General features: G+C 53.5%; 24 protein-coding genes and 5 pseudogenes. 10 read left to right on the forward strand and 19 right to left on the reverse strand.

The window, feature by feature from the left end:
* Positions 1-11: 11 nt before the first annotated feature.
* The 4 genes from R5H23_RS14915 to R5H23_RS14930 are packed head-to-tail and all read right to left on the reverse strand — an operon-like array spanning position 12 to position 3,273.
* Positions 12-1,073 (reverse strand): NAD(P)-dependent alcohol dehydrogenase, encoded by a 1,062-nt coding sequence (locus tag R5H23_RS14915; protein ID WP_317215909.1) that lies wholly within the window; start codon positions 1,071-1,073, stop codon positions 12-14.
* Between the two features lie 34 nt (positions 1,074-1,107).
* The gene (locus tag R5H23_RS14920; RefSeq protein ID WP_317215910.1) at positions 1,108-2,106 is read right to left on the reverse strand and encodes an aldo/keto reductase; all 999 of its coding nucleotides are present in this window, start codon (positions 2,104-2,106) and stop codon (positions 1,108-1,110) included.
* 49 nt (positions 2,107-2,155) lie between these two features.
* Positions 2,156-2,482 (reverse strand): carboxymuconolactone decarboxylase family protein, encoded by a 327-nt coding sequence (locus tag R5H23_RS14925; protein ID WP_317215911.1) that lies wholly within the window; start codon positions 2,480-2,482, stop codon positions 2,156-2,158.
* 29 nt (positions 2,483-2,511) lie between these two features.
* Positions 2,512-3,273: a glucose 1-dehydrogenase gene (locus R5H23_RS14930; RefSeq protein WP_317215912.1), complete on the reverse strand. Its 762-nt coding sequence runs from the start codon at positions 3,271-3,273 to the stop codon at positions 2,512-2,514.
* Between the two features lie 516 nt (positions 3,274-3,789).
* Between R5H23_RS14930 and R5H23_RS14935 the strand changes: the two genes are divergently transcribed.
* From R5H23_RS14935 to R5H23_RS14945, 3 genes are read left to right on the forward strand one after another with little or no spacing between them, the layout of a single operon-like run.
* The gene (locus R5H23_RS14935; protein ID WP_317215913.1) at positions 3,790-4,785 is read left to right on the forward strand and encodes a glutathione S-transferase family protein; all 996 of its coding nucleotides are present in this window, start codon (positions 3,790-3,792) and stop codon (positions 4,783-4,785) included.
* On the forward strand, positions 4,734-5,405 hold the full coding sequence (locus R5H23_RS14940; RefSeq protein WP_317215914.1) for a dienelactone hydrolase family protein: 672 nt from the start codon (positions 4,734-4,736) through the stop codon (positions 5,403-5,405). The genes R5H23_RS14935 and R5H23_RS14940 overlap by 52 nt, the downstream gene beginning before the upstream one ends.
* Before the next feature lie 10 nt (positions 5,406-5,415).
* A complete protein-coding gene (locus R5H23_RS14945) occupies positions 5,416-6,330 on the forward strand; it encodes a LysR family transcriptional regulator (protein WP_317215915.1) in 915 nt (304 codons plus the stop codon).
* Positions 6,331-6,337: 7 nt separating this feature from the next.
* On the opposite strand, the gene R5H23_RS14950 is transcribed toward R5H23_RS14945, so the two are convergent.
* The 8 genes and pseudogenes from R5H23_RS14950 to R5H23_RS14985 all read right to left on the reverse strand — a co-directional run.
* Positions 6,338-7,018 (reverse strand): flavin reductase family protein, encoded by a 681-nt coding sequence (locus R5H23_RS14950; RefSeq protein WP_408874360.1) that lies wholly within the window; start codon positions 7,016-7,018, stop codon positions 6,338-6,340.
* Between the two features lie 302 nt (positions 7,019-7,320).
* Complete coding sequence (locus R5H23_RS14955) at positions 7,321-7,764, reverse strand: hypothetical protein (protein ID WP_317215917.1); 444 nt, start codon at positions 7,762-7,764, stop codon at positions 7,321-7,323.
* Complete coding sequence (locus R5H23_RS14960) at positions 7,761-7,895, reverse strand: VOC family protein (RefSeq protein WP_317215918.1); 135 nt, start codon at positions 7,893-7,895, stop codon at positions 7,761-7,763. The genes R5H23_RS14955 and R5H23_RS14960 overlap by 4 nt, the downstream gene beginning before the upstream one ends.
* A 3-nt stretch (positions 7,896-7,898) precedes the next feature.
* Positions 7,899-8,468, reverse strand: a complete 570-nt coding sequence (locus R5H23_RS14965; RefSeq protein ID WP_317215919.1) for a YceI family protein — start codon at positions 8,466-8,468, stop codon at positions 7,899-7,901.
* 4 nt (positions 8,469-8,472) lie between these two features.
* Complete coding sequence (locus R5H23_RS14970; RefSeq protein WP_317215920.1) at positions 8,473-9,087, reverse strand: cytochrome b; 615 nt, start codon at positions 9,085-9,087, stop codon at positions 8,473-8,475.
* 4 nt (positions 9,088-9,091) lie between these two features.
* Positions 9,092-9,706 carry a YceI family protein gene (locus tag R5H23_RS14975; protein ID WP_317215921.1) on the reverse strand — a complete coding sequence of 205 codons (615 nt, stop codon included), beginning with the start codon at positions 9,704-9,706 and terminating at the stop codon, positions 9,092-9,094.
* 298 nt (positions 9,707-10,004) lie between these two features.
* Positions 10,005-10,190: a hypothetical protein gene (locus R5H23_RS14980; protein WP_317215922.1), complete on the reverse strand. Its 186-nt coding sequence runs from the start codon at positions 10,188-10,190 to the stop codon at positions 10,005-10,007.
* Between the two features lie 69 nt (positions 10,191-10,259).
* Positions 10,260-10,709, reverse strand: a pseudogene (locus R5H23_RS14985) (molybdopterin cofactor-binding domain-containing protein); the annotation flags it as partial.
* A 507-nt stretch (positions 10,710-11,216) separates the two neighbouring features.
* Here R5H23_RS14985 and R5H23_RS14990 point away from each other — a divergent pair.
* Genes R5H23_RS14990 through R5H23_RS15000 form a run of 3 tightly spaced genes read left to right on the forward strand, consistent with a single transcriptional unit; the run spans position 11,217 to position 16,939 of the window.
* The gene (locus R5H23_RS14990; protein ID WP_317215923.1) at positions 11,217-12,323 is read left to right on the forward strand and encodes an efflux RND transporter periplasmic adaptor subunit; all 1,107 of its coding nucleotides are present in this window, start codon (positions 11,217-11,219) and stop codon (positions 12,321-12,323) included.
* A gap of 6 nt (positions 12,324-12,329) precedes the next feature.
* Positions 12,330-15,506 (forward strand): efflux RND transporter permease subunit, encoded by a 3,177-nt coding sequence (locus R5H23_RS14995; protein WP_317215924.1) that lies wholly within the window; start codon positions 12,330-12,332, stop codon positions 15,504-15,506.
* The gene (locus R5H23_RS15000; protein ID WP_317215925.1) at positions 15,503-16,939 is read left to right on the forward strand and encodes an efflux transporter outer membrane subunit; all 1,437 of its coding nucleotides are present in this window, start codon (positions 15,503-15,505) and stop codon (positions 16,937-16,939) included. The genes R5H23_RS14995 and R5H23_RS15000 overlap by 4 nt, the downstream gene beginning before the upstream one ends.
* Positions 16,940-16,968: 29 nt before the next feature.
* Here the strand turns inward: R5H23_RS15000 and R5H23_RS15005 are convergent.
* A pseudogene (locus R5H23_RS15005) lies at positions 16,969-17,675 on the reverse strand (IS5 family transposase).
* Between the two features lie 259 nt (positions 17,676-17,934).
* Between R5H23_RS15005 and R5H23_RS15010 the strand changes: the two are divergent.
* The 4 genes from R5H23_RS15010 to R5H23_RS15025 all read left to right on the forward strand — a co-directional run bounded on the left by R5H23_RS15010 (position 17,935) and on the right by R5H23_RS15025 (position 19,950).
* Positions 17,935-18,102, forward strand: a complete 168-nt coding sequence (locus tag R5H23_RS15010) for a hypothetical protein (RefSeq protein ID WP_317215926.1) — start codon at positions 17,935-17,937, stop codon at positions 18,100-18,102.
* 2 nt (positions 18,103-18,104) lie between these two features.
* A complete protein-coding gene (locus R5H23_RS15015; RefSeq protein WP_317215927.1) occupies positions 18,105-19,289 on the forward strand; it encodes a glutathionylspermidine synthase family protein in 1,185 nt (394 codons plus the stop codon).
* A 131-nt stretch (positions 19,290-19,420) separates the two neighbouring features.
* A complete protein-coding gene (locus R5H23_RS15020) occupies positions 19,421-19,657 on the forward strand; it encodes a type II toxin-antitoxin system RelE/ParE family toxin (protein ID WP_317215944.1) in 237 nt (78 codons plus the stop codon).
* Positions 19,654-19,950, forward strand: a complete 297-nt coding sequence (locus R5H23_RS15025; protein WP_317215928.1) for a helix-turn-helix domain-containing protein — start codon at positions 19,654-19,656, stop codon at positions 19,948-19,950. The genes R5H23_RS15020 and R5H23_RS15025 overlap by 4 nt, the downstream gene beginning before the upstream one ends.
* Here the strand turns inward: R5H23_RS15025 and R5H23_RS17130 are convergent.
* The 6 genes and pseudogenes from R5H23_RS17130 to R5H23_RS15050 form a co-directional block, all read right to left on the reverse strand.
* Positions 19,930-20,409 (reverse strand): annotated as a pseudogene (locus tag R5H23_RS17130) (S41 family peptidase); the annotation flags it as partial. The gene R5H23_RS15025 and the pseudogene R5H23_RS17130 sit on opposite strands and share 21 nt — an antisense overlap.
* Positions 20,410-20,562: 153 nt before the next feature.
* Positions 20,563-20,813, reverse strand: a pseudogene (locus tag R5H23_RS15030) (transposase); the annotation flags it as partial.
* Positions 20,814-20,847: 34 nt separating this feature from the next.
* Positions 20,848-21,922: pseudogene (locus R5H23_RS15035) on the reverse strand (IS3 family transposase).
* A 99-nt stretch (positions 21,923-22,021) separates the two neighbouring features.
* The gene (locus R5H23_RS15040) at positions 22,022-24,121 is read right to left on the reverse strand and encodes a hypothetical protein (RefSeq protein WP_317215929.1); all 2,100 of its coding nucleotides are present in this window, start codon (positions 24,119-24,121) and stop codon (positions 22,022-22,024) included.
* Positions 24,118-25,638 carry a hypothetical protein gene (locus R5H23_RS15045; protein ID WP_317215930.1) on the reverse strand — a complete coding sequence of 507 codons (1,521 nt, stop codon included), beginning with the start codon at positions 25,636-25,638 and terminating at the stop codon, positions 24,118-24,120. The genes R5H23_RS15040 and R5H23_RS15045 overlap by 4 nt, the downstream gene beginning before the upstream one ends.
* Complete coding sequence (locus R5H23_RS15050) at positions 25,635-26,282, reverse strand: ABC transporter ATP-binding protein (RefSeq protein ID WP_317215931.1); 648 nt, start codon at positions 26,280-26,282, stop codon at positions 25,635-25,637. Before R5H23_RS15050 ends, R5H23_RS15045 begins: the two co-directional genes overlap by 4 nt.

Here is a 26,282-nt window from a genome sequence, read left to right on the forward strand (position 1 = left end):
GGGCATCTGTCTTACGCGGCTGTCGTGTCTGGCGTGAGGGTCGCCATGTCGATCACGAACCGGTAATGAACGTCTGAGCGCTCCAGTCGGTCGAAAGCCTCGTTGATCTGGTCCATGCGGATCATTTCACAGTCAGGCAGGATGTTTTTGCGGCCACAGAAATCAAGCATTTCCTGCGTCTGGGCAATGCCTCCGATGGGTGAACCCGCAATACGACGACGACCCATGATCATGGGAACGGTGCTGGGTTCATTCAGTGGCCCAACCTGACCGACGAGCACCAGTGTGCCATCAACATCCAGCAGAGGCATATAAGGGTTGAGGTCATGCTTGACGGGGACGGTATCGATGATGAGGTCGAAGCTGGAAGCCGCTTTGGCCATGGCTGTTTCGTCGGTCGACACCAGAAGCCGGTCCGCACCCAGAGCCAAGGCATCTTTCTCTTTGGCATTTGAGCGGCTGAGGACCGTGACATCTGCTCCCATGCCAGAGGCGAGTTTGACAGCCATATGTCCGAGGCCACCAAGCCCGATAACTGCTACGCGACTGCCCGGTCCTGCGTTCCAGGTGCGTAAAGGGGAGTAGGTGGTGATGCCAGCGCAGAGGAGGGGAGCTGCGCGGGAGAGATCCAGTGTTTCCGGAACTTTCAGGGCGAATTCTTCCCGCACAACGAGGTGTTTGGAATAGCCGCCGTAGGTGCGCTCGCCCGTAATACGATCCTTATCGTTGTAGGTCTGCGTATTGCCCTCACGGCAGAGTTGCTCCTCGCCTTTGCGGCACTGATCGCAGGTCTGGCAACTGTCGACCATGCAGCCTACAGCTACAGCATCACCTATTTTATAGCGTGTGACGGCCTTTCCTGTGGCTGTCACACGGCCGACAATTTCGTGACCGGGGACCATGGGATACTGCGACCATCCCCAATCATTCCGCGCCTGATGCAGATCTGAATGACAGACGCCGCAATACAGGATGTCCATGGCAATGTCGTTGTCTCGCAAGTCACGTCGTTCGAAACTGAACGGTGCGAGAGGGGCCTCACATGAGGTTGCTGCAAACCCATAGGTTTTCATCAGTGTTCTCCGTTCTCTTCGGGATTCTTCGGATTCAGGCGACAACGCGTCCTTCGACGGGATAGCCCGGATCGGTGTAACCGGGAGTGGATGCATGCCCCGGATGGACCAGATTATTGATGAATGCCTCATCTTCCGCTGTCAGCGTAGCGTTCAGGGCATCCATGTAGCTGTCCCAGTGTGCTTCGGTACGCGGGCCTGCAATGGCTGCGCTGATGAGCCGGTTTCTCAAGACCCAGCCGAGGGCAAAGGCGATTGAGGAAATGCCCTTTTCCTTGGCGCGTTCGGCCACCTTCTGCGCGACAATTAGAGATTCAGCACGTAGTTCAGTCTGCTGAATACGGGCATCGCCACGGCCCGCCCGGGAGTCTTTTGGCAGGTTGTCGAGAGAGGCGTATTTGCCTGTCAGGACGCCGCGGGCCAGAGGGCTGTAGGGGACGACCCCAAGTCCGTACTGACCGGCTGCGGGCAATTGCTCGACTTCTGCAGAGCGGTCAACCAGATTGTAAAGTGGCTGGCTGACTGTAGGGCGCTGAATGCCGAGATGGTCTGCCAGTCTGACAACTTCGGCGATCCGCCAGCCATGGAAGTTGGAGACACCATAATAACGGATCTTGCCCTGACGGATCAGGTCCCCAATGGCTCGCAGCCCTTCCTCCAGTGTTACGCCGGGAAGGGCGCGATGGAAATACAGGATATCAACATAATCCGTGCCAAGGCGCCTGAGGCTGCTTTCAAGTGTCTGCATGATCCATTTACGGGATTGTCCCTGCTGGTTGGCACCGCTGCCGTAGCCAAATTTGGTAGCAATCACCCATGCATCCCGGTTGCCTTTTACGCTGCTTCCAACCACCTCTTCGGATTTTCCACCATTATAGACATCGGCGGTATCCAGAAAGTTGATGCCCTGTGCCGCAGCTTTGTCGATGATCCGCTTTGCCGTCTGGGCATCGGTGTCACCACCGAACATCATAGCCCCAAGGCAAAGAGGAGAAACTTTAAGCGCGCTCTGTCCGAGATAACGGTAGTCCATGGGGATCTCCTTGCTCTGCATCGTTTTGAAGGAAGTTTTTTAAGAGTGCTCAGGATTTGGTTTCGTCGAACACGCCGCGCGCGATCGTCAAAGCGGTGGAGGCCGTTGGCCAGCCTGAATAAAAGGCCAGATGCGTGATGACCTCGATGATTTCTTCACGGGTTACGCCGTTTTCCAAGGCCTTGCGGATATGAAAGCCGAGCTCGTTGGTTCTGTAGAGCGAAATCAGGCTGGAAACCGTTACCAGGCTGCGGTCGCGTGGTGAGAGTTCGGGCCGCTCCCACACATCCCCGAAGAGAACCTTGTCGGAATATTCGGCCAGGGCCGGAGCAATATCGCCAAATGCCTTGCGTGCGGCTGAAGGGGTCTCAGACATGGAAAATTTCCTGTTCAAAACAGAGTAGGTTACTGGGCAGAATATCCGCCATCGACGGAGAGAGCATGGCCGAGTACCAGACTGGCTTCTGAACTACAGAGCCAAAGGACAGCCGCAGCGATTTCTTCAGGTTTGCCCAGACGACCAATGGGTTGAGCCTTGACGAGTTCGCCCTTGACGGTTGCGTCCCCCCCTGTGAGCCACTCCAGCATGGGTGTCTCAATCACACCGGGACATACTGCATTGATGCGTACTCCCTTGGTCGCGCATTCGAGAGCCGCAGATTTCGTCAGGCCAATAATGCCGTGCTTGGACGCGATATAAGCAGGCAGTCCCGCAACACCGTTCAGGCCACCAATGGAGGAAGCGTTGACGATTGCGCCGCTCCCCTGAGAAAGCATCTGCTTTAGTTCATGCTTCATGCAGTACCAGGTGCCACGCAGGTTGATCGACATAACGCGGTCCCATTCTGCGTCAGGCAGATCTGCGGTATCGTGGTGCTGGCTGATAACCCCGGCATTGTTGAAGGCGCAGTCCAGACGCCCAAAAGCTTCGACCGTCCGAGCCATCATGGTTTCAACATCTGCTTCCGAGGCAATATCACATTTGACGGCAAGAGCTTTGGCTCCTTCGTCGGTTAATGCCTTGGCTGCCGTCGCAACGCTTTCTTCATTGATGTCAGCAAGAACAACGCTGGCACCGGCTCGGGCAAACGCCTGAGCGGTGGCTAGTCCCATCCCGGCACCGGCACCTGTTACCAACGCAACTTTACCGTGGAATTTTCCGCTCATGAAACTGCCTTTTTGGTGATCTGTATGTTTGTGACAGACGATAGGGCAGGGGAGGTCTATTGATTAGGACGTGTAGAGCGCATGAGGCTATATCGGCTGTTCATAAATGGAATGGGAAATTTATAGAGAGATTTTTAGAAAATATAATCGAATTTATAATAAATATTTTTATCTTGTATCTGAATAAAATATTATACTTCACGTCTACGATTATTTAGTAAATTACTTTCTGTAAGAGGCGTGTTCCGTCCTGGTTTGTGTTTTTTAGCCGAAAGATGGAAATCGCCTAGCGACTTCCTAAACTTTTCTCATACCAGCGTACTGCGTCATCAAACATGACCAAGTTCGCTCTGGAGATTCGTTCCAAGAAGGAAGAAGTGCTCTGCGATTTGGTCCTCTAATTGTCTCTGACTGGAAAGATTAGAAAACAAGAATGGGCGTACACATCTGGAACAAGGTCGTATTGTTGATCCTTTTCCAGAAGCTCATCGCACATTGCAGGAATGGAAACTTTTAATGCTGGTCAATGGGAAATGGAGTGAGAATTGGCAGCCTGTTCAGGCCAAGGACGCGAAAGGCGGCTTTGTCAGGCAGACCTCATCTTTTCGCAATTGGATTACCCCCGACGGAAGGCCCGGACCCACGGGAGAAGGCGGCTTTGCAGCAGCAAAAGGACGGTATCACCTTTATGTCGCCTTGATCTGCCCCTGGGCCTCGCGCACGCTCATCGCCCGTAGCCTGAAAGGGCTGGAGGATGTCGTATCGGTATCGGTTGTCGAACCCTCTCTTACGGATCAGGGCTGGCGTTTCGGGCTTTATCCTGGAGCAGATTTCGATACACTCAATGGTGCGACATGGGTGTATGAACTCTATACGCGTGCCAATCCGCATTATACGGGCCGTGCAACGGTTCCCATCCTTTGGGACAAAGAAAAACAGACAATCGTGAACAACGAGTCTGCCGATATCGTGAGAATGTTCAATTCCGGTTTTGGAACTTTGGCGTCCTCACATTACGATCTCTATCCCGAAACGCTCCGCGGCGATATCGACGCCCTGAATGACGTGCTGTACGCGCGCCTCAACAATGGTGTCTATCGCGCAGGGTTTGCGACAACCCAGCAAGCCTATGATGAAGCATTCGCGGATGTTTTCGGCATGCTGGACACCTTGGAAGAGTGTCTGTCCAGTGGCGCCTCATGGCTGATCGGAGAGCAGTTGACGGAAAGTGACATTCGGTTGTTTGTGACACTCGTCCGCTTTGATGCCGCTTATCATGGGCTGTTCAAATGCAACCTTCGTCGCATCGCGGATTATCCGAACCTGACCCGCCATCTGGAACGGATGCTGACTGTCAAAGGCGTGGCGGAAACCGTGAATCTCGACCATATCAAGCACGGCTATTACTCCATCAAGACCCTCAACCCTAATGGTATTGTGCCGCTTGGTCCGGATCTGGCATGGGCCGCACATCTACCCGTGGCAAGCCGTTCATCGGGGGCGCAGACATGAAAGCGGGTCTGGTCATTTTCCTGCATGGGGTGGGGAGCCAGGGCGCTGTTTTCGCGCCATTGCTGGCACAATGGCGCACAGATCTCCCCCTCGTCGCATTTGCATCCCCTGATGCCCCATTTCCGTTTGATTGCGCCTCGAGTGGTCGACAATGGTTCAGCATCAAGGGCGTGACGGAAAGCAACCGGGCCGAGCGCATCGTCGCAACTCGCCAAGCTTTTGACGAAACACTCCATGCCTGCATCTCTGAGGCAGGTTTTGAGAACCGGCTGGACCGGGTGGTTCTTGTCGGTTTTTCTCAAGGGTCCATCATGGCGCTGGATGCCGTCGTCTCCGGCCGGTGGCCTGTCGCGGGTGTCGTTGCCTTCTCAGGCCGTCTGGCTTCACCTGCGCCTTATACTCCCGCGCAGCAGACACCCATCCTGCTGGTCCATGGGGATGCCGATCCCATCATGCCGGTGCAGGAAGCGCCAAAAGCCGCAGAGATCCTGAGCACCCTTGGCATGACCGTCATATGTGACATTCTGCCGGGCGTCGGCCATGCTCTTACATCTGCCGGAGCGGCTCGGGCTCTGGACTTTGTGCGGATATCCCTGCTTCCAGGGACGCCACGGCCCTAAGGACTGTACTGTGGATCGCCTGACCCTTGACCGCCTGTTTGTTGCCGTTCTGGAGACAGGAAGTTTCGTTGCGGCATCCGGGCGAATGGGGGTCAGCAGCGGGCAGGCTTCCAAGATGCTGTCCCGTCTTGAAGCCGATCTGGGCGTACAACTGATCAAGCGCACGACCCGCGCCCTCTCTCCGACGGAGATCGGGCAGGTCTACTATGAACGCATCAAGATCCTGCTCGAAGAGCGGGATGCGCTGGATGCGTCCATCCGCCAGACTTCCGGCGCCCCATCAGGCCGCCTGCGGATCACCGCGCCAATGTCGTTCGGGGCTGTCCAGCTAGTGCCTGCTCTGCTGGCATTTGCGGAACATTACCCCGGTATCAGTCTTGATGTCAGCTTTTCGGACCGACTGGCTGATCTGGTGGAAGACGGCTTCGATATCGCCGTGCGTATTGGCCGTCTGTCAGACAGTAGCCTGATTGTTCGAAGACTGTGCGACGCCCGGATTGTCACCGTCACCTCACCTGACTATATCGCGACCCACGGCACGCCGCAGCGCCCTGAAGATCTGTCGCAACAGACCTGCATCATTGATACCAATTTCCGCACGCCCAATACCTGGACATTCCGCGATGTCGTATCAGGGCAGGCAATTCAGGTTCCCGTCAACGGACGCCTTGCCTTCTCCAACGGAGAAGCCTGCCTGACCGCTGCTGAACGCGGTCTTGGCATTGCATGCCTACCCAGTTTCATCGCAGGCTCCAAAATGCGGGAAGGAAAACTCCTTCCCCTGCTAAGAAACTTTGAACCACCGGCCCTGGGCATCCATGCTCTCTACCCACCCGCGCGACACCTTGCTGCAAAAGTGCGCGCCCTGTCCGACTTCCTGTCGGACTATTTCAAGGGGCAGCCAGAATGGGACGAAGGCTGGTAAGAACCTTTCAGGGTTTGGGCGGCAGAACGGGCAGACCGATCCCTTCGGCCAGAGCCGTCTCAGAGGAGGATGGCCGCCGCAGATCGAACATGGATCCTTCGGTCACTTCTGAATACCACCCGGGCCCGCCTGCCCTCAGAACGGGACGCGCCGCCGCAGTGTCATAAATCCCGTCGCGCACAAGAGACCGATCTATATGGATCGCCACCACTTCACCCAGCGTCAGCCAGGTTTCCAGACGGTCCCCGGACGAGGCTTCAAGCTGCACGATTTGTGTGACACGGCACTCGAACTGCACCGGACTGACAGCAACCCGTGGTGGTCGAACATGGCAGGACGGAGTTTTCTCCAGTCGCGCTACCTCGAATTCATCAATCTCTTGTTCAAAAGCCGCTGAAGACAGGTTCATCCGATCAACCAGAGATTGTGTCACCAGATTCCAGACAAATTCTCCAGTCTTTTTCGCATTCCGAACCGTATCTTTCCAGCCGATCGAGGAAAACCCGATAATCGGCGGGGTATAGTTGAACGCATTGAAAAAGCTGTAAGGTGCCAGATTGGAAGCCCCTTGCTCATCAACCGTTGCAATCCAGCCGATCGGCCTGGGCGCAATGATGGCATTGAAGGGATCATGCAGAAGACCGTGTCCGTCTTCAGGTCGATAGGTGTAGAAGTGATCGTCTGACACGTGCATCCCCTTATCTGGATCAGTTGCCCTGGTCTGCGGCAGACTTCAGAGTGCCGTTCGGGTTCGTAGTCTGATTGATGTTCCCCGAGGATCTTCAATCGTCACATCCGCCGTAGGCGGATTTTGAACAGAACGCTCTATCAGTCCTTTCGGCACAGACCGGGTTTCCGAAAGTGCCACTTCTGCCAGCCCTGTCGAGGGGAAACCGCGCTGTCCGGCGCCGCGGCTATTCCAGATATTGGTGGCGATATGGTGATGATAGCCATCCGCCGCATAGAACGTGCCTCCCGGATACCGGCAGGTTATGTCGAGCCCGAGTTCCTGGGCATAGAAATCCTCTGCAGGTTCAATAGCGCCAACCTGAAGATGGACATGCCCGACACGCGTCCCATCCGGTGCACCTTCCCAACGTGCACCCTGCGCCTGTTAGGCGGCCGGGAATATCGAGGGGGGCTACCCATACGAACCCTACCATCCTTCCAGACCCATGTGGACGCAGGACGATCGGCATAGATTTCGACACCCTTCCCCTCCGGATCAGAAAGATAAAGGGCTTCGCTGACATCATGATCCGATGCGCCAGCAACGGAGAGTGTCTGTTCAATCGCGTAATTGATCCAGCGTGCCAATTCCGGGCGGGATGGAAGCAGGAACGCCGTATGAAACAGACCTCCTTCCCGGAAAGAGCGATTTCGTGCGTGTCGCAGTTCGAGGAGGGTGTTATCCCCCACGCCGAGGTGCATCATCTCCCGTCATGTGCCAGAACGTCAAGGCCGACAACCTTCTGATAGAAGGCCACGACCTTCTCAGCGTCGTTCACCGTCAGTGCAATATGGTCCACGGTAAAACCCGCGGAAGAAACTGGAGGCTCTTGCATGTTTCAGGGCTTTCGCTGCGCCGTGATGTCCAGATCAACGCTCACGTCCAGAGCGACCCATTGCCCGGTTGCCCATGCTCCCTGCCCAACTCCGAACGAGGAGCGAACAATATCCAGCTGCCCTTTGGCATGCGCCGTCGCGCCATTGATATCAAGCGTGAAAGGCAGGATGACTGATTTGCTGATCCCACGAATGGTCAGTGTTCCAACGGCATCATAAGCATTACCACCCTGGGCGCGAAAGCTCTGCGCATCAAACACTGCTGATGGAAACTGGGCAACATTGAACCAGTCCTGCCCTGGCAGGGCGCCATCACGCTGACGATCTCCCGTGGTGGCGCTCGACAGGGCAATTGTCACATGCGCACGGCCTGCTTCGGGATGTTCTGGATCGAAGGAAATGGTGCCATCGAATGATCCGAAATGACCCGTGAACGGTTGACCTGTCTGTTTACCTGAGAACGACAGCATACTATGCGTCGGATCGAGTACCCAGTCTGCGGCCATGGCAGACAGCGGGAGAGAAAAGCCTGCCGCAAGTGTCAGGGCCGCGATCGTTTTCGTGAATACCATTGTATCAATTCTCCAACCGTTTGTGACGTGACGGTCTAACCGGCCAGGGCCGCATACGGCCGGGTATGGAATCTCGCAGAATAAGCGCATGCCGCAGAACTGCTGTGACATGCAGGACAATTAGAACAGCCAGTGCCCACGCCGCCCAATGATGAAATCCCTTCAAAGCGGCTTCGACAGGATCTTTGTTTTGAAGCGTTGCCAGCACCGGAAGGTCCGGCCAGGGCACCGTGCCGAACAGCACGGTTGGAATCCCTAGCACAGATGCCGAGACCATGGCCCAGCCACTGAGTGGCAGGAGAAGTTGCAAACCGTACAGGGCCAGATGAGCCATATGAGCCATCCGGCATTCCCTGACCGGGACGCTGTCCGGAAGGGTTGGCGCAGCATGGGTCAGACGCCATCCCACCCTTAGGCAGACCAGCAACAGAACGGTGATCCCGATGGACTTGTGCAATTGATAGAACTGGAACATGCGCATCGGGTCGAGGGAAACGTGATCCATGATCAGCCCCATGCCGATCAGGATCACAATCCCGATGGCGATCAGCCAGTGAAGGGCAATTGCCACCAACCCATATCGCGATGCCTTTTCAGGACGCATCGGGACCGTTTTCATATGATCAGTTCTGTTTCTCGAAGGCGCCGGCGATACGCAGCGTCACGTCATCACCAACATACGGGACATACATCTTCACGCCGAAATCGCTGCGCTTGATCGTAGCCGTGGCTTCAAAACCTGTTGTGTAATTCTTGTCCATCGGGTTGATGCCCGCACCAACAAAATGCACCTTCAGTGTTTCCGGCTTCGTAACGCCATGCAAGGTCAGATTACCCGTCACGATGGCATCATCCTTGCCAGTGCGCTTGACCTCGGTGGAAACGAACGTGGCGTTCGGAAACTTTGCCGCATCGAACCACTGGTCATTCTTGAGTTCTTCCGTCAGCTTGTTGCTGGTCGTCTGCACGGATGCAACCGGAATCGTTACGGAAAGCTTGGAAGCAGCTGGCGTTTTGGAATTCAGCTCCAGCGTGCCGGAAACATTGGAGAAAAGCCCGTTATAATAAGTAAATCCGAAGTGTAGCAGGGAGAACCCCACCTGCGTATGACCCGGTTCTATGGCATAGGTGCCGGACTGAACCTGAGCTGGGCTCGTAACCGTCTGGGCAGACGCGACGACCGGGAGAGCTGCGATTGAGGCGGCCAGAAGAGCAGCATGTGGCAGTGAAAAACGCATGGTATGATCCTTCCAGAAAGTCGAAACGACCACGTTGCAAGGTGCAGGGTCGTGAACTGGAAGTATTCTGTCTCCAGAGTGTCTTCTCATCTACGGGTAAGGCGGAAGATCATTCCATCCAAAATGGAAGTAATCATAACAGGTTCACACGCATATGACGGATAAGAAGACATACCAACGCTTCAAACGACAGGCTGATTTGTTTTTGCGTTTAGAGAATAAAGGGCACTTCGGAAAGAGACATAAGCTGTGTGAACCACTCGTGGTTGGCCCGGTTGTGAAACTTTTACGGAAGTGTTCAAGTCATACGCGGTAGGTGAGCCAGATGCTTGTCCAACGTGACAGGGTAATCACGGACACGGACCCCTGTTGCATTATACACGGCATTGGCAATCGCTGCTGCCACGCCACAAAGCCCCAGTTCCCCGACCCCTTTTGCTTTCATCGGAGAGGACAGGGGATCTACCTCATCAAGGAAAATCACGTCCTGATGAGGGATATCAGCATGTACGGGGACTTCGTAACCCGCCAGATCGTGATTGACGAAGAAGCCACGTCGGGTATCGACTGCCAATTCTTCCATGAGGGCTGCACCAGCGCCCATGGTCATGGCACCGATGACCTGGTTTCGGGCGGTTTTGGGGTTCAGAATGCGGCCTGCGGAGCAGACGGCCAGCATCCGGCGGATACGGACTTCGCCGGTAAATCCATTGACACCGACTTCGACAAAATGGCTTGCAAAGGTGGACTGCTGGTATCGTTTGTCTACGTCAGCATATTCAATGGTGTCCTCGGCAACCAGTTCACTCTCATGTGCAGCCTGTCCAAGGGGGAAAACACTGTTACCGACATGGACATTTCCGCCTGAGAACTGCGCTTCGGCTGGTGGTAGTCCCAGTTTCTGCGCAACATTTTCCCGCAGTTTGACGCATGCGGCATATACGCCCGCAGCCGAATTGTTGGCCCCCCACTGGCCTCCGGACCCTGCCGATACGGGAAAAATCGCATAAGCTTATAGATTTTACTTATTAATAATTCTTGATTTAATTCTTAATTTTCCAATTATAGTGATCTATTTATCGTGATGTATACTAAAATAAATTTAGTTTATAAATAACTCGATAATTTTCTGGTATTCTAATTGCCGGGTTGCCGGATTGTCTGGATCAAAGGCAGGCGATTACTGTTGATGCAGAGGGGTACTTTCTAACGATCAACCTAACCCATCTGCACATATCATTTCATTGACATCTGCCGTAATGGCTTAATATGTGCTTGGAATAAGTTGTCTATCATTCATATTGTTTTTTCATAAGATTATGCTGTTTTTATGATCTAATAGACATTTTTGTCCTTGGCTATGTTGCGCAGTCAAACTGAGAATTCTCAAGCCTTCAGAGCGATTTCGGACATAATGCCTCATCGAAGATACGCGCCTTCAGCGCCTCATAACCCTTGCACCTGCAAAAGAGACTATTTTCGTTCCGTAAGCGGGTTTATTACTTTTTGCATGGTGCCGCTCGCTGTAGCTGGCTGTCAGAAAAAGGCTGCTGCTCCGCAATTGCCGCCACAGCCTGTTGGCGTCATGACGCTGCAAACCCAGCCGGTTACGCTGGAGACGTCTCTTCCCGGCCGAACGGATGCCTATGAACAGGCGCAGATCCGGCCGCAGGTGAATGGTGTGATTGTCTCGCGTGACTTTGAGCAGGGTGCTGACGTTAAAAAAGGGCAGCAGCTGTTCCAGGTCTATATTGCGCCATATCAGGCTGCTTATGACCAGGCCAAGGCTCAGCTCATGAATGCGCAGGCCGTTGCCACGCGCGCGGCTGGTCAGCTTCGTCGTTATGCGCCGCTGGTCAAGGCGCATGCTGTCAGCTCACAAGACTATGACAACACGCTTGCAACGGCCCGCGAAGCTGAAGCGCAGGTTGCTCAGGCTAAAGCCAATCTTGAGGCCGCCGAAGTCAATCTCAATTACACCCATGTCCGCGCGCCGATTGATGGCCGTATCGGCCGTACGCTTTATACGCCGGGTGCGTTGCTCACGGCAGGGCAGACACAGCCGATCGCAGTCGTGACACGGCTTGATCCAATCTATGTGGACGTCAATCTGGCGGCCTCTGACATGCTGCGCCTCAAGCATGAACTGGCAACGGGGCAAGTTGAGCGTAAAGGCGATGATGCCGCTGCTGTGGGTCTGAAGCTTGAAGATGATTCAGACTACCCGCAGCGCGGCAAGCTCCAGCTTTCGGAAGTCACGGTCGATCCTGCAACGGGAACGCTTGTCATGCGAGCTGCTTTCCCGAACCCGGATCATCTGCTTCTGCCGGGAATGTTTGTACATGCCCATATCCGCGAAGGTATCGACCCGAACGGCATTCTGGTGCCGCAGGTGGCTGTCCAGCGTGATTCTAAGGGCAACCCCTTTGTGATGATTGTTGATGCAGAAAACAAGGTGCAGCAGCGCTCTATCCAGACGTCCCGGACAGTTGGAAAGGACTGGCTGGTGACGGGCGGCGTCAAGGCTGGCGACAAGATCATCGTGAACGGTCTGCAGAAGGTTCAGCCAGGTGCGAAGGTCGCACCTCAGGACGTTCCCGCGGGAAAGGCTGAGTAACAGCACATGACGCTCTCACGCTTTTTCATTGATCGGCCGATCTTTGCCTGGGTGATCGGGCTGATCATCATGCTGGTTGGTGGCGTTGCCATCACCCGCATGCCGATTGCCCAGTATCCAAGCATCGCACCGCCGCAGATCGCCATTTCTGTCATGTATCCGGGCGCTTCGGCGGAAACCGTGAATAACACGGTTGTCCGTCCGATTTTGCAGCAGATGTATGGTCTGGATCATCTCGAATATCTGTCTGCCTCGTCCTACGCGAGCGGACAGATGGAAATCGATCTGACCTTCGAGCAGGGCACCAATCCTGACATTGCTCAGGTTCAGGTCCAGAACAAGCTCCAGCTGGCGCAGCCGCGCCTGCCGGCAGAAGTGACGGCCCAGGGTCTGAGCGTCACGAAGGCCACCAAGAATTTCATGATGGCGATTGGATTTATTTCCGAAGACGGAAGTATGTCCGGTCAGGATGTTGCGGACTATGTGGCTTCTACAATATCCGATCCACTGTCCCGGGTTTCGGGTGTCGGCGATCATACGCTCTTTGCGTCCGAATACGCGATGCGCATCTGGATGGACCCATCGAAACTCTACAATTACGGCTTGACGGTCGGCGACGTGCAGTCTGCCATTCAGGCCCAGAATATTCAGGTGTCATCCGGTGAGTTGGGTGGTTTGCCTGCCAAAAAGGGCATTGGATTTGACGCGACGGTCATTGGTCCGACGCGTCTGAGTTCGCCTGAACAGTTCGAGAAGATCCTGCTCAAGGTCCAGCAGGATGGCAGTCAGGTCCGCCTGAAGGACGTGGGTCGTGTGGAGCTCGGTGCACAGAGCTACAGCATGACATCTCTTATCAACAACCATCCTGGCGCCGCACTGGCTCTCAAACTGGCAGCCGGCGCCAACCAGATTGTTGTTGAAAATGCTGTTCGGGCGAAGCTGAAGGAACTTTCACATTATTTCCCTCCCGGTCTGAAAACAGTCTATCCGCTGGATACGGAACCATTCATTACTTTGTCGATCCGAGAGGTCATTGAGACACTGATTGAAGCCATCGCGCTCGTTTTTGTCGTGATGCTGATTTTCCTTCAGAATTTCCGTGCCACGCTGATCCCGACGATTGCTGTGCCGGTCGTTCTTCTGGGCACATTCGGTTTGCTATCTGTAATGGGTTACAGCATCAACACGCTGACCATGCTGGCCATGGTTCTGGCTGTTGGTCTGCTGGTGGATGATGCCATTGTCGTTGTTGAAAACGTCGAACGTGTCATGACAGACAGGGGGCTTTCTCCCAAGGAGGCCGCCCGCGTTTCCATGGACGAAATTTCCGGCGCCCTGATCGGTATCGTGCTGGTTCTGACGGCGGTATTCCTGCCGATGGCCGCCTTTAGTGGTTCTACTGGTATTATCTATCGCCAGTTCTCTATCACCATTGTTGCCGCCATGTGGCTGTCTGTTCTGGTGGCCATGGTCATGACACCGGCACTTTGCGGGTCGATGCTCAAGCCGACCCATAAGGGACATGAGCGTGGTCCGGCAGCCTGGTTCAATCGCAATTTTGATCGCCTGACCAATGGTTATCTGGGTGGTGTGAAGTGGCTGACACGGCATGCTTTTATCAGCATGGGGGTGTTCATTGCCACAACCGCCGCTGTCATCTTCCTTTTCATGAAAATTCCTGGTGGGTTTCTGCCCGACGAGGATCAGGGTCTGATTTTCGGTCAGGTGACAATGCGTGCGGGTGCCACAGACGCCCAGACCGCAGCCGTAAACCGCAGGATTGCAGACTATATACTGAAAACTTACGGGAATACTGTAGATTCCGTTCTGTCGATGAACGGGTTTAATTTTGCAGGACAAGGGCAAAATGCAGGGGCTTTCTTTATTCGTATGAAGCCCTGGGATGAAAGGCCAGGCTGGAAGAACTCAACGGCAGCAATAGCCGGCGAAATCATGAAGCATTTCCAATCAGATCCGGAAGCCATGATCTTTGCCGTCAATCCACCGGCTGTCCTCGAACTTGGGAACGCAACAGGGTTTGATCTTGAACTCGAAGACACAGGGCATTTAGGACATGATGCCTTATTGGCTGCGCGCAACCAGATCCTGCGCGAAGCTGGACAGAATCCCCGCCTGGCAGCTGTTCGTCCGCTTGGTATGGAAGATGCGCCGCAGTTCAAGCTGGACATCAACCGTGAACGTGCGAATGCACTTGGTCTGACCAACGCTGACATCAACACGACGCTGGAAGGTGCTCTTGGCTCCATCTACGTCAATCAGTTCATGCGCGATGACCGTGTGAAGCAGGTCTATATTCAGGGTGAACCCTGGGCGCGTATGACGCCGGAAGATCTAAACCGCTGGTACGTCCGCAATACGACGGGCACGATGGTTCCGTTTAATGCCTTTGCATCCGGGACGTGGGAAAGCGGCCCGCAGAAGGTCGAAGACTACAACGGCATGAACTCCTACGAGATTCAGGGGCAGCCTGCGGTTGGGTCCAGTTCCGGTCAGGCTATGAGCGAGATGGAAAAGATTCTCGCCAAACTGCCGCGTGGCATCGGGTATGAGTGGACGGGTCTGTCTTACGAGCAGCTTGCATCCAGTGGTTCAACGGGGCCGCTTTATGCTCTGGCGGCTATCGTAATCATGTTCTGTCTTGCCGCGCTTTATGAAAGCTGGGCCATTCCGTTTGCCGTGCTTCTGGTGCTGCCACTGGGTGTTCTCGGAGCGATTGCTGCAACGCTGGGACGTGGCCTTTCCAACGACGTTTACTTCCAGGTTGGTCTGCTGACGACAGTGGGCCTGTCTGTGAAGAACGCGATCCTGATTGTGGAATTTGCCAAGGCTTTCTTTGAAGAAGGGCAGTCTCTGGAAGAGTCCGTGATTGAAGCCGGGCGCGAACGTCTAAGACCAATTCTCATGACGTCCATTGCGTTCGTCTGTGGCGTGTTCCCGCTTGCGATCGCAACGGGCGCGGGCTCTGCTGCACGTGTGGCTATTGGAACCTGCGTGGTGGGCGGCATGCTGTCTGCAACCTTGCTTGCGATTTACTTCGTGCCGGTATTCTTCGTGGTGGTGCTGCGTCTGTTCCGTGTGGTCCGGATCCGGGACCGGAAGGACGCCTATGCCCATCTGGATAATAAGGCGACACCTGCCATTGAAGGGGAGCACGGCGCATGAAGGCCCGTCTTGGATTTGCCGCGCTGCTGATGCTTTCCGGCTGTAACATGGCTCCCAGATACCACCAGCCAACGCAGGCTGTGCAGAATGGTTATCCGGCCGACACAGGTGCAAAAAATGCACCTGCGGTCAGCAGTGTTGCCAATCTTGGTTGGGAGGATTTCTATACCGACCCGCGGTTGAAGGCGCTCGTTCAGCTGGCTCTGAAGAACAATCGTGATCTGGCAGCGCAGGCAGCGGCTGTCACGGTTGCGCGTGGGCAGTATGAAATTCAGAACGCATCCCTGTTCCCCATTATTTCTGCTGGGGGGCAGGGGATGTTCATGGCGCCGTCTGATACGGCGGGCTTCTCGTTTGCACCAGGACTGGGTACTTCTGTTTCCACCTTGCGCCTGTATCAGACGTCCATCGGATTTTCGTCTTATGAGGTGGATCTCTGGGGACGTATTCGCAATCTGACGAGGCAGCAGGCTGAAACTGTTCTCAACAGTGTGGAGAATGCCCGGAATGTTCTGCTCACCACCGTGTCACAGGTGGGGACAACCTACATTCAATGGCTGGCTGACAGGGAACAGCTTCGTGTCACACGCGGGACGCTGAAGTCGCAGGGAGAGACCCTGCGTTTGACGCAGTTGTCGTATGACAATGGCGAAACGGATGCGCTCACGCTTGCGCAGGTCAAAACCCAGGTTGAGCAGGCTTCCGCCAATGAGGCGCAGTATGCCCGCGCCGTAGCGGATGACGAGCATGCACTTCAGTTGCTGGTCGGAACGCCTCTGCCCGCCGATCTGCCGCCACCGGCGCCGTTCGGTACGCAGACCATGATCGCAAACCTTCCGGAAGGTCTGCCGTCGGATCTGCTTGCACAGCGGCCTGACATCGTGGCTGCCGAACACACTCTGATCGGTGCCAACGCGAATATTGGTGCCGCACGCGCCGCGTTCTTCCCGAAAGTGACACTGACAGCTTCCGAAGGCACAAGCTCGCTCCAGTTTCGCAAGTTGTTCACGCCTGGGGCGGAGACATGGACTGTTTCACCGTCAATCAGTTTGCCGATTTTCACCTGGGGCCAGAGTGAAGGCAATCTGTTGATGGCGAAGGCGCAGAAGCTTCAATATGCGGCACAGTATGAAAAGACTGTGCAGACGGCTTTCCGGGAAGTGTCGGATGCGTTGACGGCCCGTGAGACGTATCTGTCTCAGGACCGCCATATGCAGTCCCTCGTTGATCAGTCACAGAAGGCCTATGACCTGGCGAAGATGCGGTATGATGCCGGGATCGATAGTTATCTGACGACCCTTGAGCAGCAGAGAACGCTTTATCAGGCTCAGCAGAATGCCATTCTGGTTCAGGCGGCCCGGTTCCAGAACCTCGTCACGCTTTACCGTGCGCTTGGCGGTGGCTGGAGCCAGCAGACGGTTTCGCCAAAATGATTGTCTGGCGCTCTCTAAGCGTAACAGACTTAGAGCTGATCCCTGGAGAATGACGGTTGCAATGAGACCGATAACGGAGAACAGGATACATTTAGGCATCTGTCGCAGCGGGTTGCGACCCGCTGCCAGTGCTTGAGCCTTCCGAACATGCTCTCGATGCGGTTGAGTCGTTTATATTTTCTCTTGTCATATCTGACCGGTTTTTCGCGGGATTTCTGTCCTGGAATGCAGGGCTTTATCTCTTTCTTTTCCAGGGTATTCCGGAACCAGTCGGCGTCATACCCGCGATCTCCCAGCATCCATTGTGCCGTAGAAAGACTGTCCAGCAGAGCAGCGGGACCGGTATAATCACTGATCTGTCCCGCAGTTATGAAAAAGCTCAGCGATCGTCCGTTCTGATCGGTGATCGCATGCAGCTTCGTGTTCATGCCACCTTTTGTCCGTCCGAGCAGTCGCCCTGGATCCCTTTTTTAACCGCAGGCTCGAAGCCGTGCGGTGCGCCTTGAGGTACGTTGCATCAATCATGATAGTCTAGGGCTCTGCCTTTGCGGCAGCCAGACCGTTATCATCCGGGTGAAAACCCTCATGGCGCCCCAGCGCAGGCCATTTCGATTGACAAAATGATGCCGCTCAGCACACGGCAGTTATCAACGCGGGGTCAACCATGGCTCTTTGCAAAAAAGGGGCGCAGAAATTCCCATTCATTGCGTCTAGAATAAGGACGTGAAAATTTCAATCGACACGTTTTCTATCTCTCGAAATGGTTGTTCAATGTCTGGTTCCTTATTCTGGATGTGTTACAGTACGTTTCTATGAACGTTATTTTAGAGGAACAATGAAAAAAGGTATCTTCTGGGGCATTGGTGCTGGATCCCTTCTTATTGGGCTTGGTATCCTCGGCTGGACGGCCAGACATACGCAAGCTGTCTCGTCCTCCGCTTCACAAAATGATCCCTGCGAAAAGACTTCGAACTCCCCGCAAAGACCGGAGAACTGTGACAACCATGGGTATGCTGGAGGGCACGTTTTCGTCATACCCCGCTCGCCTGGGGGAGGTGATGACGGACGTTCCGGTCACGGAGACAGCGAAGCAGAGTCAGCTGGACATGCCGGGTTTGGTGAAAGTGCTAGCGGCCATGCAGGTGGGGGCGAATAGCGCCTGACGATGGTTCGATTGCGTCGCCAATTGTCTCCGGCCAGGCTGAACTGGAAGTCTGAGGCGGACAGACTTGGATATCATTATTACCAGAATGCGGATGGAAGCTTTGCGTGGCGCGAAGACGTTCGTTACGAGTTTGATGATTCCGCGCTTGGACTTCTCCAAAAGGTTGCGGAAACTCTTCATCAATTGTGCCTTGAGGTTGTGGACGAGGCAGTTCTTCGGCCGAATGGCCTGGATGAATTTTACATTCCGCGCAAAGTTCAAAATGTCGTTCGTGACTCTTGGCTTCGCCACGACCCTTTTCTGATTGGACGTTTTGATCTGGCCTGGTGCAAAGGCCAGCCCAAACTGATCGAATACAATGCCGATACGCCAGCGACGTTACCTGAAAGTACACGGATGCAGACGGTATGGCACGAGCAATTGGGAAAGTCTCATGCTCATGCCCCTCTGCAAGCCCAGTCCCTGGTCGATTACCTCGTGAGCTTACGACAGGCCGACCGTATCAGTGATACGATCCATATCGTGCCATATCCAGATAATATCGAAGATATCACCCATGCCCTCTACTATCAGCAATGGGCCAAGCAGGCGGGTTTGCATGCTATTCATTGTGAGCTGAAGGATCTTGAAATCACGCATCAAGGCAAGCTTCTCCATAAAGGACAGATCGTAAGAAGTATGATCCGCATGTATCCGTGGGAGTTGATGTTCAGGGATTCTGGAGCCCGACACCTTCAGGATTGCGAATGCACATTCCTGAATCCGCCTTGGACTGCATTACTTTCCAATAAGGCACTCCTGCCTGCATTGTGGAAACGGTATCCGGGTCATCCAAACCTTCTTGCAGCGGGCTATTCTCTTGAAGATGTCACGCGTGCGCGTACGGGTCCCTATGTAGAAAAACCGATCCATGCTCGAGGAGGTGAAAATGTACGAGTCCTTAAGAATGGAAAGATAATTTGTGCAGAAGTGGGGACATACGGTTCTTATCCTAAGATTTATCAGGAATTCGCTGACCACAGGATAGACGGCGTAACCGCCTCTGTAGGGGCCTGGATTATAGGAGAGCGGTTCTCAGGACTGACCATGCGAGAAAGTCATGATCCCATCGTCCGACATACATCCCCGATCGTCCCACATCTCATTCGTAAGAAAAGTCGGCTCGCAAAAATATTCGGCTGGTAAGCTGATTATAAGGCGGAACGTTCTGGTACTTATATCCGAAACGAACCTGTCGTTTCTCCTCAAAAATTGGTCTTTTGTTCGGGGGAGCAACGACAGATCTTTCGGCGCTCAGCCTTGTAGCTCCTGTTGCGATGCCAGATTCTGGCATTTCTTTAGATGGCGGTCTGCGAAAGGTCCGCTTTTCACGCGAGGGTGGTGGGAAGAGGGGAGGGTACAGAACTCTCTACGTTTTTGGTGGAAGACAGATGCCTCTGTTCCTCCTGACTGTTTTTGCCAAAAACGAGAAAGACAATCTGACACGATCTGAACAGGCCGCCCTGGTAGACTTAAGCAAGACGCTGATTGCGAAATACGGAGAACCATCATGAGCGCTTATGACAGCATTCTGCAGGGGCTGAACGAGGCTCTCGCCTATTCGAATGCTCCGGCCGAGGACAGCGTGACCCACCAGGTCCGCGTTCCGTCGGTTGACGTAGCGGCCATCAGAACCCGGACCGGACTCTCTCAGGCACAGTTTGCCAGAAGCATCGGGGTCGCCAAGGGGACCCTTCTGAACTGGGAACATGGCCGTCGTCAGCCAACCGGACCAGCCCAGGTTTTGCTGGCGATGTTGGATAAGCGACCGTCGTTGGTGAGTGAGCTACTTTGTGCAACTCGCTGAGAAAACACAGGTCCCGATACGCTCAACCAAACGACCTATAGGGGGGGGAAGCAGGTGGTCTGTTATCTGGCGACGAAGCCGGGAAGCAGACATTACCACCCTACTTCCATTTGGCACAGTAAAGCGCTTTTCAAGTGATCGATGGTTTGAACGCCTTATGATCGTCAGGGCCCGCTCAAGCACGGCGTCTTCTTTGTCCATCAACATTGCCCGAGTCAGCGGAATATCGACGTCTGGCCGGACACCAATACCTTCAAAGGGTGAGCCGTCAGGATAGTATTCCCGCCGGGTACTGACGCGAAAAGCCATTTTTAACTCTGGAAATTCTACACTGTAGGGTTGTCCCGTGCTGCCCTCAGTGGTTTCTCCCAAGATCGTGGCACGATGCGATATGCGCATGGCGGCCACGAAATCTTCGCAGGCCGATACACGATGGCGATCGGTCAGCACGAAAAGACGTCCATGGAATGCAGGATGATTGGGTTAGCTCGCCACCGTCCCGAACCGTTGCGTTAGGCAGCATACTATCACCAGATTGAGACCATGCCTCTATCCGGCGTTGCGCGGGGTCACGTCAAAGCGGTCAAACAGTCTTTCAATCGGACCCGCCTAGGTCAGGCGTTCACGGAACAGCCAGACCGTTTTGGCGTCAGGCACCCGGTCCGACAGCTCCGATCCCAAAAGCGCATGAACGACAGACGGTCGTTGATCAGATACTCTGTCGTCTCATCAGACAAATTGTTCAGCGTCTGGACCACCAGAATTTTGAACATCAACACGAGATCAAACTGGAGACACCCGTCTTTGCTGTCGTCTGAATGGGCCAGAGCCGTCTCAAGATGAGGGCGGAGCACTTCAAAATCTGGGCTGCTTGCGATGACTGGTCCGGTTTCATAGTCAGTTGGAATGCGCTTCTGATACCAGCTTGGTCGGGAGGTGAAGCGTAACGGAACCGAGCGGCCAGGCTGGCATTTTGATTGTTTGTGGCGCTGGCGGGCGGTATTATAGACTGCTGTGTGGGCGCATCCGATTGTAATGCTCACGCCACCAGCCGGTGACGAGTCTTACCTCTTCAAGGCTGTAGAAGATCTCGCCATTAAGCAGCTCGTCCCGCAGACGGGTATTGAAGCTCTCGATGTAGCCGTTTTCCCACGGGCTGCCGGATTCGATGTAGAGGGTGATGACACCCAGGCCGCCCATACTCGATGAACAGATCGGCCAGTACATCGATCACGTCGTGCGATCGGAACCGCCGCACCGGTACCATTGCCAGACATTCCCGGCTGAACTCGTCGATGATGTTGAGCATCCGATATCTGCGCCCGTTGTGCGTCCGATCTTCGATTAAGTCATAGGACCACACGTGCCCACGATGCTGTGGGTACAGCCGGATGCACGATCTATTGCCGAGCCATAGCCGACGCCATTTCGGTTGCCTCTTCGAAACTTTGAGACCCTCCTGCCGCTAGATCCGCTCGACCACCGACAAGCTGACCTGCCAGCCAGCACGCGCCAAAAGAGCATGGATGCGGCAATAGCCATAGCGGCCGTAATCCTTGGCCAGCGCGATGATATCGGCCATCAGCCGATGCTCGTCGGTATCGTCCTTTGACAGATGACGCCGTGTAGAGCGGTGCTGGCAAAGCACCCGGCAGGTCCGCCGTTCCGATACTGCCAGTGCACAACGGGCCTGTCGATTGCCTCACGGCAACGGAAGGGGTTCAAAAAGTCAGTTTCGACGCCTCTTGCAGGATCGCCTTGTCCAGTGCGAGATCCGCCATCAGCTTCTTCAATCGAGCATTTTCCCGCTCTAGATCCTTCATACGACGCGCCTGACCCACCTTCAGGCCACCCCATATTCCTTGCGCCACCGATACAACGTGTGTTCAGCGATGCCGATCTGTCGACACGCGTCCACCGACGTCGCACCTCGGCCAACGAGTACATCCACCTCACGTAGCTTCACGCTGATCTGCTAAGGCGTAAAACGTCGACGTCCCATGTAATCCCCCAATCCTTACGCCCCATAGGGCGCTCTTCAGAATTGAACCAGTTTTCTCAAGGCAGACCACTAACGGGTAGTAACCTTATTAGATCCGACCGTACATATGGCATCGTCAGAGATAGTAAGTGCTTTTGCTAGGTCATATCCGCTATAGTATTGCTTACGCTCGGCTAAGGTATGGTAAGCACGGGCCAAGCATGACTCTACTTTACCCGAGCGATCCAATTCGTCGAGTGTCAGTGGGCCACGAATATAGGCCTGCCAATCTAACGGCGCCTCCCAGACGGGTCTTAAGACGCTCCCTTGACGGCGCGATGCGTGCTCTTGCTGTGCTAAAAGAGTTTTTCGGATTTTAGTGCCATTATCAAAAGTGGTAGCATTTTTGAGGGCAAGAAACTGAGGTACCGATTCTAATGCAAACCCCAGTCCCTTATCTTGTCGTGGAATGATGCCATATCCCCACCATAGGTGTGCGGTTTCGTGCCATAGAATAAACCGGAGCAATGGACTAATTTGGTCGCTGTGGACGGAATTCAAAACTCTTTCGCTTAAAGCTATGGCGCGAGGGAAGGCTGTAGCTTCAGTTATAGAATTCGGCACCTCAATAATTGAGAAATTATTGAAGGCGCCTACATCGCCAAATGTTTGTCGATAATGCGTTTGTGCATCGCAAACTTCTTTAGCGACATCATCTGCAGCTTTCACGTTTGAAGACACGAAGTCGACCTCGATGCTGCCGCAAGGCGTTAATATTTTATCGTGCTTCTCATATCGCGCCGCTGCAATTAGCAGGTTGCTCCATTCCCGCCCCGTTGCGTCCAAACGAAATAACCAGCCCGTCGGACTTTCAGCCACTTTCGCAGCTTCAGCCACTGTCCACTTTGGTAATGTTAGTATCGAAACGGTCCCTCGTGCAGCATCACCAAGTAGATAGTTTTCGTCTGTTGCGCATGGCTGTTCGGATTTCTTCGGGCGCGCACATGCCGATACGCGCGGCAACGGGAGAAGAGTTGGTGTTTGCAGAAAGATACCTCTAGAGAGCAGCCTTGATCGGACTACTGTATCGAGTATGTTGCGGGGCGAAATTCGCCCGCGATAGTCGACAATGAGTTGCTCTCCCGGGCGCAACGCGGCTGTTAGATGTACACCAATCAATCGACGATCTGTTGATTGCAAGATTTGAGCGCGGAGACTAGTTTCGACACTAGTAATCACCATCATCTGCGCATGTTCGAACAAGACATTAGTTATTGGTTCCGGCGACGTATTGGTAAGGCGGATATTCCCTTGCAATATTAAATTACTAGGATCGCGGCCATCAACAGCGATTACAAACTGGGTGACGCGAGGACGAACGGTCAATTGATTGAATGGCGCTGGTATCTCACCGAGAACCTTAGGATATTTTTCTGATAATTGCTGCTCGTCTCTTAAAAACATCATCGCTAGTGCGGCTACAGTAGAAAATGTGCTTATAATTGCGATCACCCTCAGTCTCGACCCGTGATCATGGAGGGTGCAGTCTAGTTGCTCTGCACGGCGACTACGATGCCAAAACGCAAGAGATAAAGTGATTAGAATAAGTGCCCAATACAGGCGCCAAAGCCACGGTACCCAACCTTGTAAGGGAAGGGTAGAAAAGCGAGATATTGTAATCATCGGTGTTGTATCAAAACCGACAAATGGAACAATATTGAAGTAAATTCCTATTACGACTGCTAAAATCGAATAAGATACAGCTATCAAGGCAATATATCGTGGGCGTGGCGAAATGATTCCAATCAGGAATACAAACCAATAAATAAGGAGAAAATCAGACTCCCACCCAACTGCCGCATAAAAAAAATTGGCGTCAAAGAAGCACCCATTTACAAAAATAGTAATTATTGTTACGAAATTTGACAGGGACGTAATGTATAAAGCGTCTTTTATTCTTTTCGAATAAATAGGGCTGTTATCGGCAATTATTACTTCCCGTATGATAGAGCAAATGAAGAACAACACTGGCGCAACCGCGCTCACAAGTTGTACGATATCCGCCGCTGGGATATTACTTGGTAGCCCATAAACGCTTCCGGACCGTTTTGAAAACACAATGATAATCAGAGCGAATACGAGCAGTCCGACTGGCAGCATATCACGCCACTTGTTTTGATTGAGCGTCATTGTACGTATCTCGAAGACAAACAATTCGAATTGCGAGGACAACTTACTATTAATGTCCAGGCCACTAAAATTATTGCTACAATGCCTATCGTTACAGCGGCTGATAGACTTTGGTGTCGAAATCCCAAAATATCAGCACCAGCCGGTATGTTGTTCAGGGCTAAGATATATATAAGAATACCGGTGGTACCTACTCCCAAAAGTGGCATCTGATAGTAACGTGTGGTGATAACCAGCCAGAATGTGACGGTAACAGTACCAAATACCATTGCAGCAGTTTGTATTCCGCCTAAGTAAGACCAGCACGGAAGATCGATAAGAAATAGTAAAATAGATATCGACGAAGCTATCATAAAAGTGGGCGATGGCATGCTCAGCCCTGCTTCCGTGAGTTCAAGCGTGCTAGCCACGCGCAATTCGCGCCGGTCAATATCCCCGAATAACAGTAAAACGCCAGTTAACGCGAGTGATCTTCCCACCTCTCCGGTTATAACAGAGCAGTTGCAGATCAGTGCAATAAGGAACAGCATACAAGACAGTCGCGATCGGCGAATAAAACGAAAGAGCATGTATGTTCCAGCGATAGTCACGCCAGCACGACGCCGTTTCCTACCTATTTCGCTGATGTCGCGAGCTGCAGACACATGCTCGTCAAAGCGACCTAAACGTGGCTGAGGCGTTGCAGGGAGCCTACCCATTTTCTTCTCGGCCGGAAGAAGCATACCGCTTCCAGCCACTACGATTGCCGCCGCAACGCCTATACGTAGATAAAGTGACGCTGGGTCTATAGTTCGGATTGTAGTCCACGAGGTGGTGGGACGGCCAGAAGTTGACAAAATACCGAACGATAGCTCTGACCAGTTCTGAGTCCCGAACATTGCTGCATTAACAAGCCTTACACCGATCACGTCGAACGGAGTAAGGAGGCTGATTGCAATAACACAGGTCCACATTGCAAAAACCATTGATACCTTTGCAACGAGGTTTTGAACGCCTGTCAAATCGGCAATAGCTCCTATAAAGGCCGACGTTACTAGTGGTGGTATCGCTATCGCCATGCTTAGCAACACAGCCGTCGCTGCGGGAGGGTGGCCATTTCTCCACCAAAGCGTTGCGCCGAGCATTGCTAGTGCGCCGCCGCCAACGGATAGGGCTATAGCGTTGGCGGAAAAGTAGCGCCCTAGCAACAGGGACCTTGCGTGAGATTGATAGGCTCTTAAGTAAGGTGCCACACCAATCTGAGCATCACGCGTTAGGCCTATCCCAGTCCAAAGAGAGAGTAAAATTAAAGCGACAACTCCGAGTACTAGACCACCTGCCACCATTCCTGTGTCAGCACTAAGGATGACTCCCATGTCGTGAAGGCCCAAGATAGCGTAAGGTGCATCAGGTGCGGGCACGAGAAGTGCTGCGAGGGCGAGTAAAGTCAGAACTCTTAAGATTGCGAGACGATTACGCCACCAAAGGCAATATTCAGTCTGCATGACCAGCATGAAACGCAAGATATTCGAATTCATGCTGGAAACTCGACATTGAGTTGTCCGTTAGCAATTGTTACGAAACCTGCATTGCACTCCCGCATCTCGTCTACGTGATGCGTGCAGATAAGAAATATTCTGTCACGCGTTGTAGCAGCTATTTCTAAAAGTGCTTTTCGGGCATCAGGATCGACGCCAGCGAATGGCTCGTCCAGGATACATAACGGCGCCCCACTCTGCAGCGCATAAGCAAAACCCAATTTCTGCAACATTCCTTGGCTATATTGCGCCGTAGGTTGCCGGGTCACAGGAAGGCCGACACGCTCTAACCAATAGCGAGCTAACATCTTTGCATCACGTCGACGGTAACCGCGTAAAACAGCAAAAAAGATAAGAAATTCCACACCACTTAGTTCTGGGTACGCACTGAAGTTTTGTGGCTGATAAACAATTCTTTCAAGATAGGAGCTTCGATCGGATGCAAGATCCCGACCATCTAGGCGAACACACCCTTTCGGCACGGAGCGCAGTCCGCTTAGATATTGAAGAAAGGTGGATTTTCCAGCGCCATTGTGGCCAATGAGCGCAGTTACTCCCTCATGAAAGACAGCATTTTCCACATGTACAAGTAGGTCTCCTGTTGTGGTCGTGATTGAAAGATTTGATATATGTAATTCGCTCAC

It is taken from the genome of Gluconobacter sp. GP1 (assembly GCF_032913585.1).
GTDB lineage: Bacteria > Pseudomonadota > Alphaproteobacteria > Acetobacterales > Acetobacteraceae > Gluconobacter > Gluconobacter cerinus.

Bases quoted from the DNA above. Each gene is read 5' to 3' on its own strand.
- R5H23_RS14915 (WP_317215909.1), bottom strand. From the start codon at position 1,073: ATGAAAACCTATGGGTTTGCAGCAACCTCATGTGAGGCCCCTCTCGCA.
- R5H23_RS14920 (WP_317215910.1), bottom strand. From the start codon at position 2,106: ATGGACTACCGTTATCTCGGACAGAGCGCGCTTAAAGTTTCTCCTCTT.
- R5H23_RS14925 (WP_317215911.1), bottom strand. From the start codon at position 2,482: ATGTCTGAGACCCCTTCAGCCGCACGCAAGGCATTTGGCGATATTGCT.
- R5H23_RS14930 (WP_317215912.1), bottom strand. From the start codon at position 3,273: ATGAGCGGAAAATTCCACGGTAAAGTTGCGTTGGTAACAGGTGCCGGT.
- R5H23_RS14935 (WP_317215913.1), top strand. From the start codon at position 3,790: ATGCTGGTCAATGGGAAATGGAGTGAGAATTGGCAGCCTGTTCAGGCC.
- R5H23_RS14940 (WP_317215914.1), top strand. From the start codon at position 4,734: ATGGGCCGCACATCTACCCGTGGCAAGCCGTTCATCGGGGGCGCAGAC.
- R5H23_RS14955 (WP_317215917.1), bottom strand. From the start codon at position 7,764: ATGATGCACCTCGGCGTGGGGGATAACACCCTCCTCGAACTGCGACAC.
- R5H23_RS14960 (WP_317215918.1), bottom strand. From the start codon at position 7,895: ATGCAAGAGCCTCCAGTTTCTTCCGCGGGTTTTACCGTGGACCATATT.
- R5H23_RS14965 (WP_317215919.1), bottom strand. From the start codon at position 8,468: ATGGTATTCACGAAAACGATCGCGGCCCTGACACTTGCGGCAGGCTTT.
- R5H23_RS14970 (WP_317215920.1), bottom strand. From the start codon at position 9,087: ATGAAAACGGTCCCGATGCGTCCTGAAAAGGCATCGCGATATGGGTTG.
- R5H23_RS14975 (WP_317215921.1), bottom strand. From the start codon at position 9,706: ATGCGTTTTTCACTGCCACATGCTGCTCTTCTGGCCGCCTCAATCGCA.
- R5H23_RS14990 (WP_317215923.1), top strand. From the start codon at position 11,217: ATGGTGCCGCTCGCTGTAGCTGGCTGTCAGAAAAAGGCTGCTGCTCCG.
- R5H23_RS14995 (WP_317215924.1), top strand. From the start codon at position 12,330: ATGACGCTCTCACGCTTTTTCATTGATCGGCCGATCTTTGCCTGGGTG.
- R5H23_RS15000 (WP_317215925.1), top strand. From the start codon at position 15,503: ATGAAGGCCCGTCTTGGATTTGCCGCGCTGCTGATGCTTTCCGGCTGT.
- R5H23_RS15015 (WP_317215927.1), top strand. From the start codon at position 18,105: ATGGTTCGATTGCGTCGCCAATTGTCTCCGGCCAGGCTGAACTGGAAG.
- R5H23_RS15020 (WP_317215944.1), top strand. From the start codon at position 19,421: ATGCCAGATTCTGGCATTTCTTTAGATGGCGGTCTGCGAAAGGTCCGC.
- R5H23_RS15025 (WP_317215928.1), top strand. From the start codon at position 19,654: ATGAGCGCTTATGACAGCATTCTGCAGGGGCTGAACGAGGCTCTCGCC.
- R5H23_RS15040 (WP_317215929.1), bottom strand. From the start codon at position 24,121: ATGACGCTCAATCAAAACAAGTGGCGTGATATGCTGCCAGTCGGACTG.
- R5H23_RS15045 (WP_317215930.1), bottom strand. From the start codon at position 25,638: ATGAATTCGAATATCTTGCGTTTCATGCTGGTCATGCAGACTGAATAT.